Origin of the sequence: Roseovarius conchicola (assembly GCF_041403425.1) — a bacterium.
In the GTDB taxonomy this organism is placed as follows: domain Bacteria; phylum Pseudomonadota; class Alphaproteobacteria; order Rhodobacterales; family Rhodobacteraceae; genus Roseovarius; species Roseovarius conchicola.
Map to the genome: position 1 here is coordinate 240857 of NZ_JBGEHK010000002.1, position 16440 is coordinate 257296.

Annotated in this window: 14 protein-coding genes; 4 read left to right on the forward strand and 10 right to left on the reverse strand. The window is 60.0% G+C overall.

Features of this window, described 5'->3' with window-relative positions; genetic code table 11:
• The first annotated feature begins 5 nt into the window (after positions 1-5).
• Genes V6N02_RS07065 through V6N02_RS07075 form a run of 3 tightly spaced genes read left to right on the forward strand, consistent with a single transcriptional unit; the run spans position 6 to position 2283 of the window.
• The gene (locus tag V6N02_RS07065) at positions 6-671 is read left to right on the forward strand and encodes a Tim44/TimA family putative adaptor protein (RefSeq protein ID WP_371224821.1); all 666 of its coding nucleotides are present in this window, start codon (positions 6-8) and stop codon (positions 669-671) included.
• Positions 668-1702 carry a murein transglycosylase A gene (mltA, locus tag V6N02_RS07070; protein WP_371224822.1) on the forward strand — a complete coding sequence of 345 codons (1035 nt, stop codon included), beginning with the start codon at positions 668-670 and terminating at the stop codon, positions 1700-1702. The genes V6N02_RS07065 and mltA overlap by 4 nt, the downstream gene beginning before the upstream one ends.
• The gene (locus V6N02_RS07075) at positions 1702-2283 is read left to right on the forward strand and encodes a Smr/MutS family protein (protein WP_371224823.1); all 582 of its coding nucleotides are present in this window, start codon (positions 1702-1704) and stop codon (positions 2281-2283) included. The genes mltA and V6N02_RS07075 overlap by 1 nt, the downstream gene beginning before the upstream one ends.
• A gap of 8 nt (positions 2284-2291) precedes the next feature.
• On the opposite strand, the gene V6N02_RS07080 is transcribed toward V6N02_RS07075, so the two are convergent.
• Positions 2292-3506, reverse strand: coding sequence for an MFS transporter (locus V6N02_RS07080; RefSeq protein WP_371224824.1), 1215 nt, complete (start codon positions 3504-3506; stop codon positions 2292-2294).
• A 126-nt stretch (positions 3507-3632) separates the two neighbouring features.
• On the opposite strand from V6N02_RS07080, the gene V6N02_RS07085 reads away from it, so the two are divergent.
• Positions 3633-4352 (forward strand): VOC family protein, encoded by a 720-nt coding sequence (locus V6N02_RS07085; protein WP_371224825.1) that lies wholly within the window; start codon positions 3633-3635, stop codon positions 4350-4352.
• Between the two features lie 12 nt (positions 4353-4364).
• Here V6N02_RS07085 and hslU read toward each other — a convergent pair whose 3' ends face one another.
• From hslU to tsaE, 9 genes are all read right to left on the reverse strand, one after another.
• The gene (hslU, locus tag V6N02_RS07090; protein WP_371224826.1) at positions 4365-5675 is read right to left on the reverse strand and encodes an ATP-dependent protease ATPase subunit HslU; all 1311 of its coding nucleotides are present in this window, start codon (positions 5673-5675) and stop codon (positions 4365-4367) included.
• Positions 5672-6733, reverse strand: coding sequence for a hypothetical protein (locus V6N02_RS07095; protein ID WP_371224827.1), 1062 nt, complete (start codon positions 6731-6733; stop codon positions 5672-5674). The genes hslU and V6N02_RS07095 overlap by 4 nt, the downstream gene beginning before the upstream one ends.
• Positions 6730-7290, reverse strand: coding sequence for an ATP-dependent protease subunit HslV (hslV, locus tag V6N02_RS07100; protein WP_371224828.1), 561 nt, complete (start codon positions 7288-7290; stop codon positions 6730-6732). Before hslV ends, V6N02_RS07095 begins: the two co-directional genes overlap by 4 nt.
• A 306-nt stretch (positions 7291-7596) precedes the next feature.
• Positions 7597-7917: a thioredoxin gene (gene trxA / locus V6N02_RS07105; RefSeq protein ID WP_371224829.1), complete on the reverse strand. Its 321-nt coding sequence runs from the start codon at positions 7915-7917 to the stop codon at positions 7597-7599.
• A 61-nt stretch (positions 7918-7978) separates the two neighbouring features.
• Positions 7979-11335, reverse strand: a complete 3357-nt coding sequence (gene addA, locus V6N02_RS07110) for a double-strand break repair helicase AddA (protein ID WP_371224830.1) — start codon at positions 11333-11335, stop codon at positions 7979-7981.
• Positions 11336-14272, reverse strand: a complete 2937-nt coding sequence (addB, locus tag V6N02_RS07115) for a double-strand break repair protein AddB (RefSeq protein ID WP_371224831.1) — start codon at positions 14270-14272, stop codon at positions 11336-11338. It abuts the gene before it with no gap.
• The gene (locus V6N02_RS07120; protein ID WP_371224832.1) at positions 14265-14957 is read right to left on the reverse strand and encodes a nucleotidyltransferase family protein; all 693 of its coding nucleotides are present in this window, start codon (positions 14955-14957) and stop codon (positions 14265-14267) included. Before V6N02_RS07120 ends, addB begins: the two co-directional genes overlap by 8 nt.
• Entirely contained in the window at positions 14930-15952 is a 1023-nt protein-coding gene (locus tag V6N02_RS07125; RefSeq protein ID WP_371224833.1) for an aminoglycoside phosphotransferase family protein, read from the reverse strand. The genes V6N02_RS07120 and V6N02_RS07125 overlap by 28 nt, the downstream gene beginning before the upstream one ends.
• Complete coding sequence (gene tsaE, locus V6N02_RS07130) at positions 15945-16424, reverse strand: tRNA (adenosine(37)-N6)-threonylcarbamoyltransferase complex ATPase subunit type 1 TsaE (protein WP_371224834.1); 480 nt, start codon at positions 16422-16424, stop codon at positions 15945-15947. Before tsaE ends, V6N02_RS07125 begins: the two co-directional genes overlap by 8 nt.
• Between the last annotated feature and the right edge of the window lie 16 nt (positions 16425-16440).

Genomic DNA, 16440 nt, shown 5'->3' on the forward strand with positions numbered 1-16440 from the left:
TACTTATGAATTCGCCATTGCTGCAGCTACTGGTTCTTGCCGGCATCGCTGTATTCCTGATTCTGCGGCTGAAAAGCGTGTTGGGCACCCGCGACGGATTTGAGGCGCCGCCCGACCGTCAAGGCCCAGCAGATGACACGGCCAGCCGTCGTGCCGATTTCGAGGTGATTGATGGCGGCCCTGATCGCGATATCGTCGATCACGTGGAAGAAGACAGTGACGCGGCGGGTGCGCTTGCCGATATGAAGCGCGTTGAGCCGGGCTTTGGCGTGACGGATTTTCTGGGAGGCGCGAAAGGCGCTTATGAGATGATCCTGATGGCGTTTGAGAACGGCAAACTGGATGAGGTTACGCCCTTCCTGTCCGAGGACGTGTACGAGGCCTTTGCGCAGGTCATTGATGCCCGGCAGGAACAAGGCCTGACAATTGACGCCGAGTTCGTCGGTTTGCGCGAAACATCTTTGGCGGACGCCAAATTCGATCAGGACACTAACACCGCTGAGATCAGTGTGAAGTTCGTGGGCGAATTGATTTCCGTCGTGCGTGATGGCACGGGCGAGATTGTCGAAGGCAAGCCCGGTCAATCCAAACGCCAGAAAGATATCTGGACGTTCGAGCGGAAAATGGGCACGGGCGATCCCAACTGGCGGCTTGTTGCCACGGGCGAATGACCAGGCTCTGGGCGGCGGCATCAGCGATCTGGCTGTCCCTTGCGGGCAGCCTTTTTGCCGAGGACACCACCCATACCATCCTGCGATTTGACGACCTGAACGGCTGGGAAGCCGATGATCACGCCGCCGCGCTGGACGTGTTTCTCAACACCTGTCCCGATATGCGCGATCCGGATTGGAGATCGCTTTGCGCGCTGGCGCAGCAGAAACCCGATGCGAAATCCTTCTTTGAATTGTTTTTTCGGCCCGTGTTGATTGAGAACGGCAGCCGGTCGCTGTTCACGGGGTATTTTGAGCCGGAACTGAATGGCGCGCTGACCCCCTCGGCACGCTATCGTTACCCGCTCTATCGCGAGCCGAATGTATCGAAGATCACCAACCCGTGGCTGACCCGGCGCGAGATTGAAACCGGGGATTTCATGACTGGCAAAGGATATGAAATCGCCTGGGTGGACGACCCGGTCGAGTTGTTCTTTCTGCAAATCCAGGGATCAGGGCGGATCAGGCTGCCCAGTGGAAATGTGATCCGGGTCGGCTATGGCGGGTCCAACGGTCATGATTACCGCTCGATCGGGGTCGAGCTGGTGCGGCGCGGAATTTATCAGGTGCATCAGGTGTCGGCCGAGGTGATCAAGAACTGGGTCAAGCGCAATCCGATCGAGGGGCAGGAACTGCTCTATCACAACCCGTCTTACGTGTTTTTCCGCCGTATCGATGATGTGCCCGCAACCCGCGGACCGTTAGGCGCGATGAACCGATCTATCACTACGCAGCGCACAATCGCTGTTGACCCGGCCTTTGTGACTTTGGGCGCACCGGTCTGGATCGAAAAGGGTGGGAAAGGTCCGATCCGTCGATTGATGATCGCGCAGGATACAGGTTCGGCCATCAAAGGCCCGCAGCGGGCCGATATCTTTTTTGGCACTGGTGATCAAGCCGGTCGCGAAGCTGGCCGGTTGAAAGACCCCGGTCGCATGTTGGTTTTGCTGCCGATTCAGCGTGCCTACGCGATGCTGTCGGAGCAGCTCTGATGAGCCGTCGCCGGTTGCGCCCTGACGAGGTTGAACTGTGGCGCAAAGTGGCAGATACCACGCACAAGCTGCATCCTGATCGCAAGGTGACCGATCTGCCTTTGCCCAAACCCAAGCCGGTGAAAACGCCTCGTGCTCCGGTGGAGCGGTTCGCACTGGGCGAGCGCGTGAATGGCCCGGTGCGGATGCATGATCTGTCGCCCGGTATTCGGGATCATGTTGCTGCCGCACCTTTGCAGATGGACAAGAAAACCTTTGGCCGCCTCAAGCGTGGCAAGCTGGTGCCCGAGGGAAAGCTGGACCTGCACGGCATGACGATGGATCAGGCGCACCCGGCCCTGACACGATTTATCCTGAGCGCACAGGCCAGTGGCAAACGTCTGGTTCTGGTGGTGACCGGCAAGGGCAAACATCGTGATGACGGTGGCCCGATCCCCACACGGTTGGGTGTTCTGCGCCATAACGTGCCGCAATGGTTGGCCCAGCCGCCACTGGCACAAGCCGTCTTACAGATTAGTGAGGCGCATCTGAAACACGGCGGCGGCGGGGCGTATTATGTTTATCTGCGGCGCACGCGGTAGAGCGCCACCTACCCCAACGCTGTCCGGTATCGGCCGACACCGATGGCCATCATCACCGTGGCAAACACGAAATATGCCGCCACCCACAGATATTGCGTTTCGATCCCCATACCCAGATCGATCCCCATGCCGGTAACCCCCGGACCGATGGCCGAGCCCAGCACCATGACCGCCGCGGCCATGGCCTTGATCGATCCCAGATGCCGCGTGCCGAAAAACTCGGCCCAGAACGCGTTTGGCAAGGTGGTGTTCGCCCCCGTGGTTATCGCGAGAAAGAAGAAGCCCAGCAACATGCCGAAGGTGCTGTTGGCATAGGCAAATACCGCAAAAGACGCGACCATCGGCAATTGGAACCACGGGATGAGGCGCGGGGTACCGAACTTGTCCAACGCCCAGCCCGACAGCACCATCGCGATGATGCCAACCACTGTATAAAACGGGAACATGGCGACGAACTCGACATGAGTGATCGCCTTGATTTCGGCGAAATGCACCTGATGAAAGAAGAAGGCCGTGTTGAACGCGCCGGGACCCAGCAACGCAGGCACCATGAACCAGAACAGCGGAGTCCTGAACGTCTCGTTCCGGGTCCAGTGACGCGCGTCCATACCCAGCGACTGATCGGATTGCGCCATGGATTGCGGCGTGCGTTCTTGCCGAAGCAGCGCCAGCAGGACGGGGATACCCAGCACCGCAATCATCGCCGCCACCCCCCACAGCATCCGCCAATCGTAGATTGCCATCAGTGCGACGAAGATCAGTGGCAACACCGCTTCGCCCACCGCGAATCCCAAAGTGGCGACCGACAAGGCCTTGCCCCGGGAGGCGATGAACCACCGTCCCATGGCAACGACGGCGATGTGGCTGGTCATGCCTTGCCCGGTGAAACGCAGGCAGAAAATCACCAGGGGTAAAAGCCACCAGACCGGGTTCAGGGCCATGAACAGACAAGACGCCATGAGCATGATCAGGATGATCGCCCCCAAGGCGCGCACGCGAAACCGATCCGTCAGCCCTCCGGCCCAAACCATGACCATTGCCGAGGCCGTGGTGCCAAGGGCATAAATTCCACCCCACTGACCATGGCTGATCTGGAACCCCTCCCGGATTTCACCGGCAAAGATCGAGATAAAAAACGTCTGCCCAAAGCTGCTGAGAAAGGTCAGCAACATGCCAGCAGACAGCCAGGGCGCATTTTCACGGAGAAAGGCGAGAATGGTCATGATCCTCTGTCGCGTGAATTGTTGAAATTGGAAAGTGAATTTACAAAGACACCATTGGAATTGTTATGAACATCTGTAATCGCCGAAGCAGGACAGACGGGATTTTTCCACAGGGGTTGATATAAAATGCCAAGCAGAATTGCCGCCATTACATTTGAAGTTGCCAATCCGGAAGCGCAGGCAGCGTTTTATCAAAACCAGTTGGGAATGACGGTGCATGATCGGTGTGATGGTGTTCGCGTTGGTTATCACGGTGACGATGCTGATCTGATATTTCGTCAAGGAACTCGGGGGATCTCGTATTGTCACAGTCGCGATGACAGATACTGGAAAATCGGGATCACCTTGCCAAATCTGGACCTGGCCTGCGACAGGCTAAAGCGGGACGGCGTTGCGGTCAGTGCGCCGCACCAATTTCAGGATATTGGCTATATGGCACATCTGACCGATCCGGAGGGCTTTCAGATTGAACTTCTCCAGCACACATTTGAAGGAGAACCGAGGACGTCAGAAGGTGATCCGCTGATTCCGCTGGGCGGTGGTGCAACCGTGGGACAGGTGACCTATAGAACGGCGGATATTTCGTCAGAGCTAAAGCAATATCGCGATAAGTTGGGCATGCGTCTCATTTCACTTCAGCCGGTTCATTCATATGGCTTTGATCTCTATTTTCTGACTTTGAGTGCAGATCAGCCACCGGAAAAGGATATCGAATCTGTGACGAACCGCCCATGGCTCTGGCAACGGCCCTACACCCTGTTGGAATTTCAGCATTTTCCCGAGGGCGACCCTGATCTGTTTGTTAACGATCTGGGCGCCGTGCAGGGCGAGATCACTATCGCCTGATCACTGCTGATGTTACAGGACGTAGCGGCTGAGATCAGCCGACTTGGCCAGTTCACCGAGGTTGTCCTCAACGAACTTCACATCCACCGTCACCTTGTCACCGGAGCGATCCGGCGCGGTGAAGCTGAGCTCTTCGAACACCCGTTCCATCACCGTGTAGAGGCGACGGGCGCCGATGTTTTCGACCGACTGGTTCACCTCGGCGGCGATGCGGGCGAGGGCTTTGATGCCGTCTTCGGTAAAGCTGACCTCGACCTCTTCTGTGCCCATCAGGGCGGTGTATTGCAGGGTCAGGGCATTGTCGGTTTCGGTCAGGATGCGCACGAAATCTTCTTCGGTCAGGGCGCGCAGCTCGACCCGGATGGGCAGGCGGCCCTGCAGTTCGGGCAGCAGGTCGGACGGTTTGGCGATGTGGAAGGCGCCCGAGGCGATGAACAGCACATGATCAGTTTTGACCGCGCCGTATTTGGTGGACACGGTCGTCCCTTCGATCAGCGGCAGCAGGTCACGCTGCACCCCTTCGCGGGACACATCCCCGCCGCGCGCATCAGTTCGGGCGCAGACCTTGTCGATCTCGTCGAGGAAAACGATGCCGTTCTGTTCGACCGCTTCGAGCGCGGCCTTGTTGACGATCTCGTCATCCAGCAGCTTGTCGGCTTCATCGCTGATCAGAATTTCATAGCTTTCGGCCACGGTCATCTTCTTGCGAACCGTGCGCCCGCCAAAGGCTTTGCCGAAGATATCACCAAGGTTCATCATCCCCGCCTGGCTGCCGGGCTGGCCAGGAATATCCATCATCCCACCCATCGGGTTGGAATTGTCGGCCACCTCAAGTTCGATCTCGGTATCGTCCAGCAACCCGTCTTTCAGTTTCTTACGGAACATATCGCGGGTGCCTTCGCGCGCTTCCGTCCCGGCAATTGCGTCGATCACGCGCTCTTCGGCCTGCGCATGGGCCTTGGCCTTGACGTCTTCGCGCATCCATTCACGGGTTTCGATGATCGCGGCATCCACCAGATCGCGGATGATCTGTTCCACATCGCGGCCGACATAGCCGACTTCGGTGAACTTGGTGGCCTCGACCTTGATGAAGGGCGCGCGGGCCAGTTTGGCCAGACGGCGGGAAATCTCGGTCTTGCCGACACCGGTGGGCCCGATCATCAGGATGTTCTTCGGGTACACCTCGTCCCGCAGATCGTCAGACAGCTGCTTGCGCCGCCAGCGATTGCGCAGGGCCACGGCGGTGGCGCGCTTGGCGTCTTTCTGGCCGATGATGAACCGGTCCAGTTCCGATACGATTTCGCGGGGGGTCAGATCAGTCATGGAGACTCCGAGTAAGGCGGCAGGCGATCCTTGCCGGGGAAGTTGGGCAATGCGTGCATCAGCTTGACGCGCAGTGACGTCCAGAAGGTGCCGAGATAGGTGACGATGCCACCGAGGACAAGCATCAGGGTTGGAATCGACAGATCGCCATCGCCCTGTTGCAGAAAGCTGAAGATGATGGCCGCGAGATAGCCCAGACCGGCTGTCAGGAACGAGCGCCGGTCAATAATCAGCGCGAACATGGTGACCAGCGTCAGCCCGATGATGGTCAGCAAGGTGCCGATGCCGCCCTGCGTATTATAGGCCGTCATCATGATCGTGTTGACGAGGGCCGGGGCGGCTAGAACATGCAGCCAAAAGGCGGAGCGCGCCATGCGCCCCACGCGGTGTGGGTCCTGCATGTCAAACCACAGGCCCGCGACCAGGGCGAGCATCCCAAACACAAGCGTCGCAATAGCAAAACTGTTGCCCTGTCGCAGGTCAAACAGGCTTTCCCAATCATTTGTGAACATGTCGTCAAGGCTGACCTCGGCGGTGAAACCGAACACCACGAACAGGCCATAGACACCTGCGATGAACATCGAGAACGGCACCCGGAAGGTGCGGAAATGAAACAGCATTGCCACGATGCAGATCAGGCCAAAGACGACGATGGCAAAGCCGCTGTCATCCATTCCAGCCACATCAAGGGCCCAGCCGACAAAGCCGCCAATCCCCATGGAATACCCCGAAACCAGAACGATGGAGGGCAAGGTCATCCGGCGTTTCAGGGTGAAATAGGTTCCGGCAAACCAGCACAGCGCGGCAAGCCCCAGCGTGATGGCAAAGATTCCTCCGATTGCGGTGGCAAAGGCAACCGCGCTGCCGATCAGAAGGACCAGTCCGAGCGAGACAAAGATCTCGGCAAAACCCTTGAACAGCTCGAACGGTTCATCCTCGGGCAGGCCTTTGGCCAGACGCCCGGCCCGTTGATGGGCCAGCGCGCCCAACCGTGCCGCCTGTGCTTCGTCCAGAATACCGGCGGCCGTGGCAGCGCGCAGATCGTCTTCGGTGATCATGACTTGGTGATCTTTTCGACAGTCAGGTTGCCATTGGTGTAAACGCAGATATCGGCGGCAATCGCCATGGCATCGCGGGCCACCTCTTCGGCGTTGCGTTTGCTGTCCATCATGCCGCGCGCGGCAGCCAGCGCGTAATTCCCGCCCGAGCCGATGGCGGTCACGTCATGTTCGGGCTCCAGAACATCGCCTGCCCCGGTGATCACATAAAGCTCGGCCCCGTCCGAGACGATCAGCATCGCCTCCAGCTTTTGCAGGTATTTGTCGGTGCGCCAGTCCTTGGCCAGTTCCACGCTGGCGCGCTGTAACTGACCGGGCGTGGCCTCGAGTTTGCTTTCCAGCCGCTCCAGAAGGGTGAACGCATCCGCCGTTGATCCGGCAAAGCCAGCCACCACGTCATAGCCGCCGGGCGATAGGCGGCGCACTTTGCGGGCGGTGCCCTTGATCACGGTTTGGCCCAGGCTGACCTGCCCGTCGCCCGCGATGACAACTTCGCCGCCCTTGCGCACACCGATGATGGTGGTGCCGTGCCAGCCGGGGAACTGATCCTCTGCCATAGATATACCCTTTCTTGCTTGGGCCTATATGGCGTTTGCGCCCGAAGGCCGCAAGGGAAAGGGTTTTCGCGGGGGGTTAGCCCGGTTAACAGGCGCGCAGCGCCCAGGCCATCGGCAGCCCCCCTACCAAGGCTGGCGATTTGGATGGGCTTGGCGCTTCGTTCATTCTGAGTACGGGTTTGGCAGGGATAAAGTACATCAGAACATCCGTTGGGATCGCCACCCCGAGGGCTGCCGATGGCCTTCCTTACGAATACAAAAAAGGGCACCCGAAGGCGCCCTTTGAAATCTCTATGCCGATAAGTGTTAGATCGATTCTTCGATCCAGCTTTGCAGGGCGGCCTTGGGCGCGGCACCGGCGCGGTTGGATACCACTTCGCCATCCTTGAAGATGAACAGCGCGGGGATGCCACGCACGCCCATGGCAACGGCCGAATTCGGGTTGCTGTCAACGTCAACCTTGGCGATCTTGATCTTGTCACCCATCTCGGCGGCCAGCTCTTCAAGCGCGGGGCCGATCTGTTTGCAGGGGCCACACCATTCGGCCCAGAAATCCACCACGACGGGGACATCGGAATTCTTCACTTCGGCATCGAAGGTATCATCGGTAACGGCAACGGTGGCCATGGACTCTCTCCTAAAGGGGGCGTGTTTCGGATGTTGAACCTAGGTAGGCGCGGGCGCAACGTCAAGATATCTGGGTGGTCCGCAGGGCATCTGTCACAAGATCGTGTGGCAGAGGCATAAGCGTCGCGGTGCGCGTCCACAGGATTGCCGTGTCGATCTGGCGGTCTGGATAGATGATCTGCAGCGCATGGGCATAGGCCCCCATCTGCCGCAGAAGACCATCGGGGCAAGTGGCGGGTGTTTCAGGCGTCACGGCATTGGTTTTGAAATCAATCGCGGTGACATGGGTGTCGGTGATGATCAGCCGATCAATCACGCCGTGAATGCGCCGATCCTGCAAGGCTGGCAGGCTGGCCGTGATCGGAACTTCGGCCAGGGCGTTGCCGTCAAAGATATGCACCAGAGACGGGGCCGTCAGCACCCTCGCCGCCTCGGACAGAAGCGTTGGATCGGCCCCCTGGCCAAGGATCTGGACGGCGGTGCCCGGCCACGCGTTCTGTGGCAAATCGGGCAAGATTTCCAACAACTGGTGGATCTGACGGCCACGCAGTTTCGCAGCGTCTTCATCCAAACCTTCGCCGGGCAGTGCTTTGGCCCCGCCCAGATCAGATGGGCTGAGCGTCTCGGGCTTGGGATCAACATGCGGCGCGGGCTGCTCAAACAACGAGGGCAGAGGCGGCAAGGCCACTTCCTTTGTCGCGCCCGACTCTGTCTCTGTTTCGGCCCAATCCCCGTGGGACAGGCGTAATCCTTCGCCAAGGCTGAATGCATGCGGTGTCGCGCCTGCTTCTGTCATTCCGTTGCGAATCTTGTCATGCCAGCTATCGCCGTTTTTTCCCAGATCGCCGGCCGCGGCGACGATCAGCCATTTCTCGGCCCGGGTCATCGCGACGTAAAGCAAGCGATCCCGTTCTGCGCGCTCGCGGGTCTTGGCGTCTTCATTGGCTTCAAGAATGGCGCTGGGCGCTTCATCCGAAGATGTCCGCCAGAGAGGCGTCCCGTTCGTGATCACCATTTGATCGCGCAGGCGGACATCGCGCTTGCCACTGTCGGGCAGGATCACGATTGGCGCTTCCAGCCCCTTGGCCCCGTGCACGGTCATCACCCGAATGCGGTTTCCCGCGCTGTCCATCTGGCGTTTGATTTCCAGGTCATCGGTTTCCATCCAGATCAGGAACCCGGTCAGGCTGTCGACGCTATGGCGCTCATAGGCCATGGCCTGAGCCAGCAGCGCATCAATGCCATCTTCGGCTTCGGGGCCCAGCCGCGACAACAGGCGATGCCGCCCGTGATGGCGGGTCAGAATACGCTCGATCAGATCATAGGGGCGCAAGAAATCGGCCTGTTGCAACAGATCACGCAGGATCGGCATCGTGTCGGGAAACTCATCAGCACGATCGCGCATTTCGGCCCAGAGGTATTTCTGGTTCCGGCCTTGGGCGAGGTCATAAAGCTGCGCCTCGCTCCACCCGAACAGTGGGGATTTCAGCGCAACGGCCAGTGACAGGCTGTCTTCGGGCGTGGCAAGGAACGACAGCAAAGCGGCCAAATCGCGCACGGCCAGTTCCGCGCCGACCTTCAACCGATCTGCCCCGGCGACAGCCAGGTCGTGGTTTTTGCATTCGCGGATGATCTCGTGAAAGAGATCGCTGCGCCGTTGCACGAGGATCAGGAAATCGCCCGGCTGCACGGCGCGCCACCGATACGGTCCGCCATCTTCGGGATTTTGCGGCAATGGCATGCGCGCGTCGATCATTGCCTTGATCGAGCTTGCGATCTCGCGAGCCAACAGAACAGACGGATCATTGGCGGCCTTCACATCTACCGGATCGTGCCAGTCTGGCTTGTCTTCCTTCTCGGGCGGCGGGATTACCGGCCATAAATCCACCCGTCCCGGCATATCCGACTTGAAGGCTTTGTGAGACTGTTCCGGCGTAAAACCGCTTTTTTCACTTTGACTGAAGGTCTTGTCCACCAGCGATAGGATCGCGTGGGAGGAGCGGAAGGAATAGGCCAGCTCCATCTGTTGCAGGGGTGTTTCGCTGGCCGAAAGGCGCTGGGCAAATTCGCTCTGCATCCGGTCAAATTCGCGCGGGTCCGCCCCCTGGAAAGAATAGATCGACTGTTTCTTGTCCCCGACCACAAAGATCGTGCGCAACACGTCGGTTCGCGCACCTTCCCCGCTGGTGAATTCCTGCGCCAGCCGTTCGATCACCTGCCATTGCACCGGGCTGGTATCCTGCGCCTCGTCCACCAGAATGTGATCAATGCCGCCATCCAGACGGAACAGAACCCAGGCGGCAACATCCGGATCGGTCAGCAGATCACGGGCGCGCAGGATCAGGTCGTCGAAATCCAGCCAACCGCGTGCCTGTTTGGCGGCGTCATAGGCGGGCAGGAAAACCTGTGCAAAAGCATGCAGGGCTTGGGTTTTGGCGATGGCCTGTTGGGTCAGACGTGCGGGGCGTGCGGCCTCGACCCGGCGCATCCATGCCTCGATCCCGGGCATATGTGCGGCCAGTAAACTCTGTCCGTTCTTGGTGGGGAAACTGCCCATCTTTGCGGTAAAGGGTTCTTTGGCGGATGGGCCGGTCAGAAACACGCTTTCCAGACGAGGCAGGGCGCGGGCATCCAGTTCCGCGATCTCGGCCAGCTTGGCAGCGGCCTTCTGATCATTTGCACTGCTGGACTCAAGCGCGGGGATCATCGCGTCAAGCAAAGGTTGCTCGTCACCGATGAAGGCAAGATCGGCGATGTCGTCCAGTGTCAGATCGGCGGGCTGGCCAAACTGGTCTTCCAGAACGGCATCGGTGAGCGTTTCGGCGAAATGGCTGCGGTGGCGGACGATCTCGGCGGTCAGGTCGGCAAAGCTTTCGCCGGTGTAGTGCCGCGCCATGGTGTAGAGTGTGTCGGCCTCAGGACCCGATGCGATCTCTTCGACAATCTCGCTGCGCAGCAGGCTGGCGGTCCGCTCTTCCATCTCGGTGAATTGCGGGGTGACACCGGCCTCTAACGGAAAACGGCGCAGAAGTGCGGAACAGAATGAATGAATCGTTTGAATTTTCAAGCCGCCGGGCGTCTCGATTGCACGGGCAAACAGGCGGCGGGCGTGGCGCAGGTCGTCCGGCCCAAGACTGGCCTCGATACCAAGCTCGCGCAATTGATCGCTCAGCTCACTGTCGGGCAACATCGCCCAATCCCCAAGCCGACGGAATAATCGGTTCTGCATCTCACTGGCGGCGGCCTTGGTGTAGGTGAGGCAGAGGATGTGTTGCGGATCGACGCGATCCAGCAACAGCCGGGCGACCCGGTCGGTCAGAACCCGGGTTTTGCCCGATCCGGCATTGGCCGACAGCCAGGTGGACCGGTGCGGTTGCGCCGCTTTGATCTGGTGGTTTGTTGCCTCGTTGCGCTGCATCTAGCCCACCCCGCTTTTGTTGGGGTCGGTGGTGATGTCCCATTCACCAAACCGCGCAAGTTGATCGTAATCGCTGACCGCATCTTTGTTCCGCATGGCGCGGCGCGCGGTATAGCCGGTGGTGGGGGCCGCATAGGTGGTGATCAGCGCCTCGAATTCCTGCCAGACCTTTTCGGGCGGTTCTTCGGTCAGTGGGGCCGCCACTTCCTTGCCGCCCGAGGCAAGTCCGATGAAAATCGCCCGCGCCACACGGGCCGCTGCCAGATCGCCAAAGCCGGACTGTTCGGCAATTGCGGCTTCCAGCAGAAGCTGGCGATCAAAATGGAGTTGCTCATCCCTGCTTGGGGGTGTGCCGGTTTTGTAGTCATAGATGTGCAGGCCGCCGGCGTCATCCATGTCAATCCGGTCCGCCGTGGCGGTGAGCGTGAAATCGAGCCTATCGATTCCGGCGCTTCCCCTGGCTTCAAATGCTGTCGGGGTGGCAAGCAAACGCCGCGCCGCTTCGGTTTCAACAAACCAGTCAGCCACACGATCCAGACGGGCCAGCCATGTCGCGCGCGCCTCGGCCCAGGGAACGTTTTCCGCCAGGTCAGAGACTGCTTTTTGCATCAGAAGATCCTTGGTGCAGCGTTCGGGCGCATCTTTGGTTTCGCGAATGAAACTCTCCAGAACACCGTGCAGAACGATCCCCCGCAACAACGCATCCGGGGCCTGCATCAGTGGATCAAGCGGGCGCAGGTTCAGCACATGCTTGGCATAAATCGCATATGGATCACGGATCAGGCGCTGAATTTCGGTCACTGAAAGCTGGCGAGGCCGCGCCTTGGCGGGTGGGCAAGGTGCCGGGCGCGGGGCCGGATCGATTGGATCAGGGGCCTCCAATGCGCGGGCGAGGGCCAGCCATTCGGCACCCCGCGCGCGCATATCTTTCAGGGCTGCAACACCCCCTTGCGCCGACAAGCCCGATAAGAGATTGGTCAACCGGTTGACCCACCGCGACGGTACCGTTTCGGCATCATCCGAGCGGATCGAACGTGTCAACCAGACCTCGGGCGCGGCGGCTGCCTGTTGGAAATCATGTGCCGACAAACCGATGCGCCGCTCGGGCAGCAACAGCCCCGCCTGATGGCGCAAGGCCCGGTTCAGCCAGGGATCAGGATCGGGCATCCCCGGCCAGGTGCCTTCGTTCAGGCCCGCGAGGATCAGCAAATCGGCACCCTGCACGCGCGCCTCAAGCGTGCCCCAGATCAGGATATGAGGATGCGGTGTATCCGGGTTGCGCACCTCGTGGCGGGACAGGATGGCGTGAAACAGGCTGGCGTAATCGCGCGCGCTGAGCGCCCCTCCATGGGGGGCTTCGTCTGTCAGCGTTGTGGTGGCACTCAGCGCTTCGCGCCCTGCCGTGTCTTTCCACAGCTCGCTGTCACCTTCGGGCTGGCACCCGGCAGAGATTTTTTCGGCGATATCCAGATGGGTGGAAGCGCGCGTCGCAAGGGCCTGATCCTCGCGGATTTCGTGACCACAGAAACAAGCCGACAGCCACGCAGCCCATGTTGCGGCCAAGGGGTCTTTTTGCCCTGCGGCCCAGGTGGTGAAATCCGATGGCTCGGGAAAGGGCGGGCCATTGCGGCGCAGGTGCAGTTCCAATTCCCGGGTCAGTCGCAAATGATCGCCTCGCGCGCCGCCGCTATGGGTCAATGGATGTTTGAGCAGGGTCAGCAGAGTGCCTGCGGTCAGCGGTTGTCCAAACAGATCGGCCACGTGACGCAGGAACCGTCCCGGTGGCGACAGGTGCAAGGGTTGCCCGGCGCTGTCGTCTGGCAGAATGGCCCACCGATCCAGCGCGGCAGTAACCTGTCGGGTCAGGGTCCGATCCGGCGTGATCAGGGCGGCGGTTTGTCCATCTTCGGCAGCCTTGCGCAGGCGCATGGCGATGGCCAGTGCCTCGGCGCGGGAGGACGGTGCTTCGATCAGGGTCACATCCTGCATGGCCGGGGTAAGATCCCCCAGATCAGGCCCGTCGCTCAGCCATTGATCGGTGACCGGCGCGGGACGCAAGGCAAGCGACAGCACCTTGTTTCGGGCTGGATTGGCGGGTGGCGTGTCATGCCAGCGCGGAACCTGATTGGCGGGCATGTTCAGAGCAGAGAGCAACCGATGAAAACGGTATTGCGGGTGATCTTCGGACAGCATCGCATCGCCCAACGCGGTCCAGACCGGGGCGGGCATGTCGAAATCAAATCCGGGCAAGACCAGCGCCCCTTGCGGCAGTCGCGCAACGGCCTGCATCAACAGTTGCGTTGCTCCACGCGATCCGGTGGACCCGGCGACAATGATCGGGTGATCAGGTGCCGTATCCTGCCATTTTGCAACCAATCGCTCGATCACCAGACGCTGGCGTGCTTCCATATCCGGTTCATCGGATTCAGCATCAAAATAGTGTCTGACAATGCCCAAAAAGGTCTTGATCCGCGCCCAATGCCCCGATTGGTCAGTGATATCCAGTGCCTCGATCGCATTGGGCGAGACGCCTTCCCCCTGCATTTCATCCATCAGGCTGGCAAGGCTGTCCGCCAGATCAAACAGGGATGATCGCGGGGCCAGATCAGGCTGTTGTTCCAGCAGACCCGCCACAAGCTGGGTCAATTCCAGCCTTCGGCGAAGCGGCGGAATGGCGGGTGGGATTTGGCCAATGCCCCAGTCTTCGCCTAGATCAGTGACCAGATTGATCCGCGGCAACAGGCCGGGAGAGCCCTGATCAAAGAGCGTGCGGATGCGCCGGGCCATACGCCGGGTGTTCACGATCAGCTGCACGCGGGCCATTTGCTCGGGGGGGTGCCCTTCGAGAAAGGTTTGCAGACCGGCGATCAACGCCTGGGGGAAATCCACGCCGGGTGGCAGGCCGAAAACCCGGGGGGTGTCCGAGGGCTCAAACATCGGGCGCATCCAGCATCGCTTCGGCCACTTTGATGCCCTCGGGCTGTCCGACGTCGCACCACTTGCCCGGGTATGGCAGCGCGAAAAGGCGACGATCTGCAAGCACCCTGTCCCAGAGCAGGTTCAGGGAAAAGGCACGGTCGGGAATGTCATGCAGGCCCTCTGTCTTGAGGATCTGTACGCCGGAGTAAATCAGGCCGGGACCACGGCTGGCCCGGCCTTCGGCGTCGATCAGGAAATCGCCCGTACCAGTGTAGCCCTCGGCGTGATTCAGCGGGATGCACAGCAAAAGCGCATCCATCTGCATCGGGTCCCAGGCGTCTGCCAAAAGTTTGAATGGATTAGGACCGCGCCAGATAGCATCGGTGTTTGTCGTAAAAACCGGGCCGCCCCCCAAAAGCGGCAAAGCATGGCGCAGCCCGCCGCCGGTTTCCAGAATATCGGGCTGTTCATTTGACAGCAAAACATCGCGCCCCGCCAGATGACGCTCAAGCTGTTCGGGTTTGTAATGCAGGTTCGCGACAATGCGCAGTGTGCCAAACCCATCGACCAGATCCAGTGCATGGTCGATCAACGGCTTACCTGCCACCTTGATCAGCGGCTTGGGCTGGTCTGCCGTCAAGGCACCCATGCGCGTGCCAAAGCCTGCGGCGAACATCATGACTGAGATGGGATTGTCGCGCATTTGTCTTTCAGGGTTTTCAGGAGTGAATTGGTGGGTGCGGGAAGGTGGGTATGCACCAGAGCGGAGAGATTTTGCAGGGCAGGATGTGTCAGATCGCGTTGCAAAAGGTCCCAGACGCGGGGGATCAGGTCAACATAATGCGCCTTGCCATCGCGCACGCAGAGCCGGGCAAACACACCCAGGATCCGCAGATTTCGCTGAGCGCCGAGGGCGTGATAGGCGGCTGTGAAAGCGTCGTGGTCTTGTTGGGTGTTCTGCACATAGCGCGCGATCATCTGTGACTCGATATCGGGCGGCACATAGCGCCGGGCATCTTGCAGAAGCGAGACCAGATCATAGGCTGGATGGCCCAGCATTGCGTCCTGAAAATCCAGAAGCCCGACGCGTGCTACGCCACGGCGATCGGGCAGCCAGAGCAGGTTTTCGGAATGATAATCGCGCTGGATCAGCACAGTTTGCATGGGCGTCAGCGTGTCAAGAACAGCCGTTATGGCGCCATGGAACTCCGCACGGGCAACTGTGTTCTCGCCCCGAGCGGCGGTGAGGTACCAGTCAAAGGCCAGTGCCGCCATATCGGCCATGATCGCAGCATCATAGGGCGCAAGATCAGGGGGCGGAGCATGCCGATGCAACTCGGCCAGAAGGTCAGTTGCGCAGGCATAGAGACTGTTTTCCATCTCCGGGTGCTTTGGGATCACCCGGGCAAACAGGTCATCGCCAAGGTCTTCCAGCAGGATGAACCCCTGCGCCTCATCCGAGGCCAGAATGGCGGGGGCGCTTAGGCCAATACCGCTGAGGTAGCCCGCGATGTGCAGGAAGGGGCGAATATCCTCGCCCTTCTCTTTCGGAGCATCCATCACCACGGCGGTTTCACCCTCGCGCGTCAGGCGCAGGTAGCGCCGGTTCGAGGCATCTCCTGCCAGAGGGCCAACCGTGGCATCGCCCCAGCCTGCGCCCTGAATGAATGCATGAACGGCAATGTCGCGATCAGACATCGGCAAGCCCTTCCAGCATGTCGCGCCAACGCGGATCGTTCCAGCGCAGATCAATTCGACGCGCGTTATCATGATCCCCTGAAGACAATGTTATACCAAGTGCTTGCGACGGGGCGAGATCGTCCAGACGGTCGGGCCATTCCACCAGGCAAATTGCCTCGTCAAAGGCCTGCAACAGGCCGAGTTCTTCAATCTCCTGCGTGCTGGTCAGGCGGTAGAGATCGGCATGCCAAATCTCGCCCCACTGGCCCGGATAGGTCTGAACCAGCGTATAGGTGGGGGATGGCACATCTTCGAGAATATCCAGTGAGGCCTGAATGATCGCGCGCGCAAAATGGGTCTTCCCAGCCCCTACATCCCCGGACAACAGAATGGTGTCGCCCGTGCGTAAATGCGGGGCGAGGGCACAGGCCATCCGGCGGCTGTGTTCTGGTGATGAGGAGGAGAGTGTAAGCGTGTGCTGATCGGGCATGGCCCAACACTACACG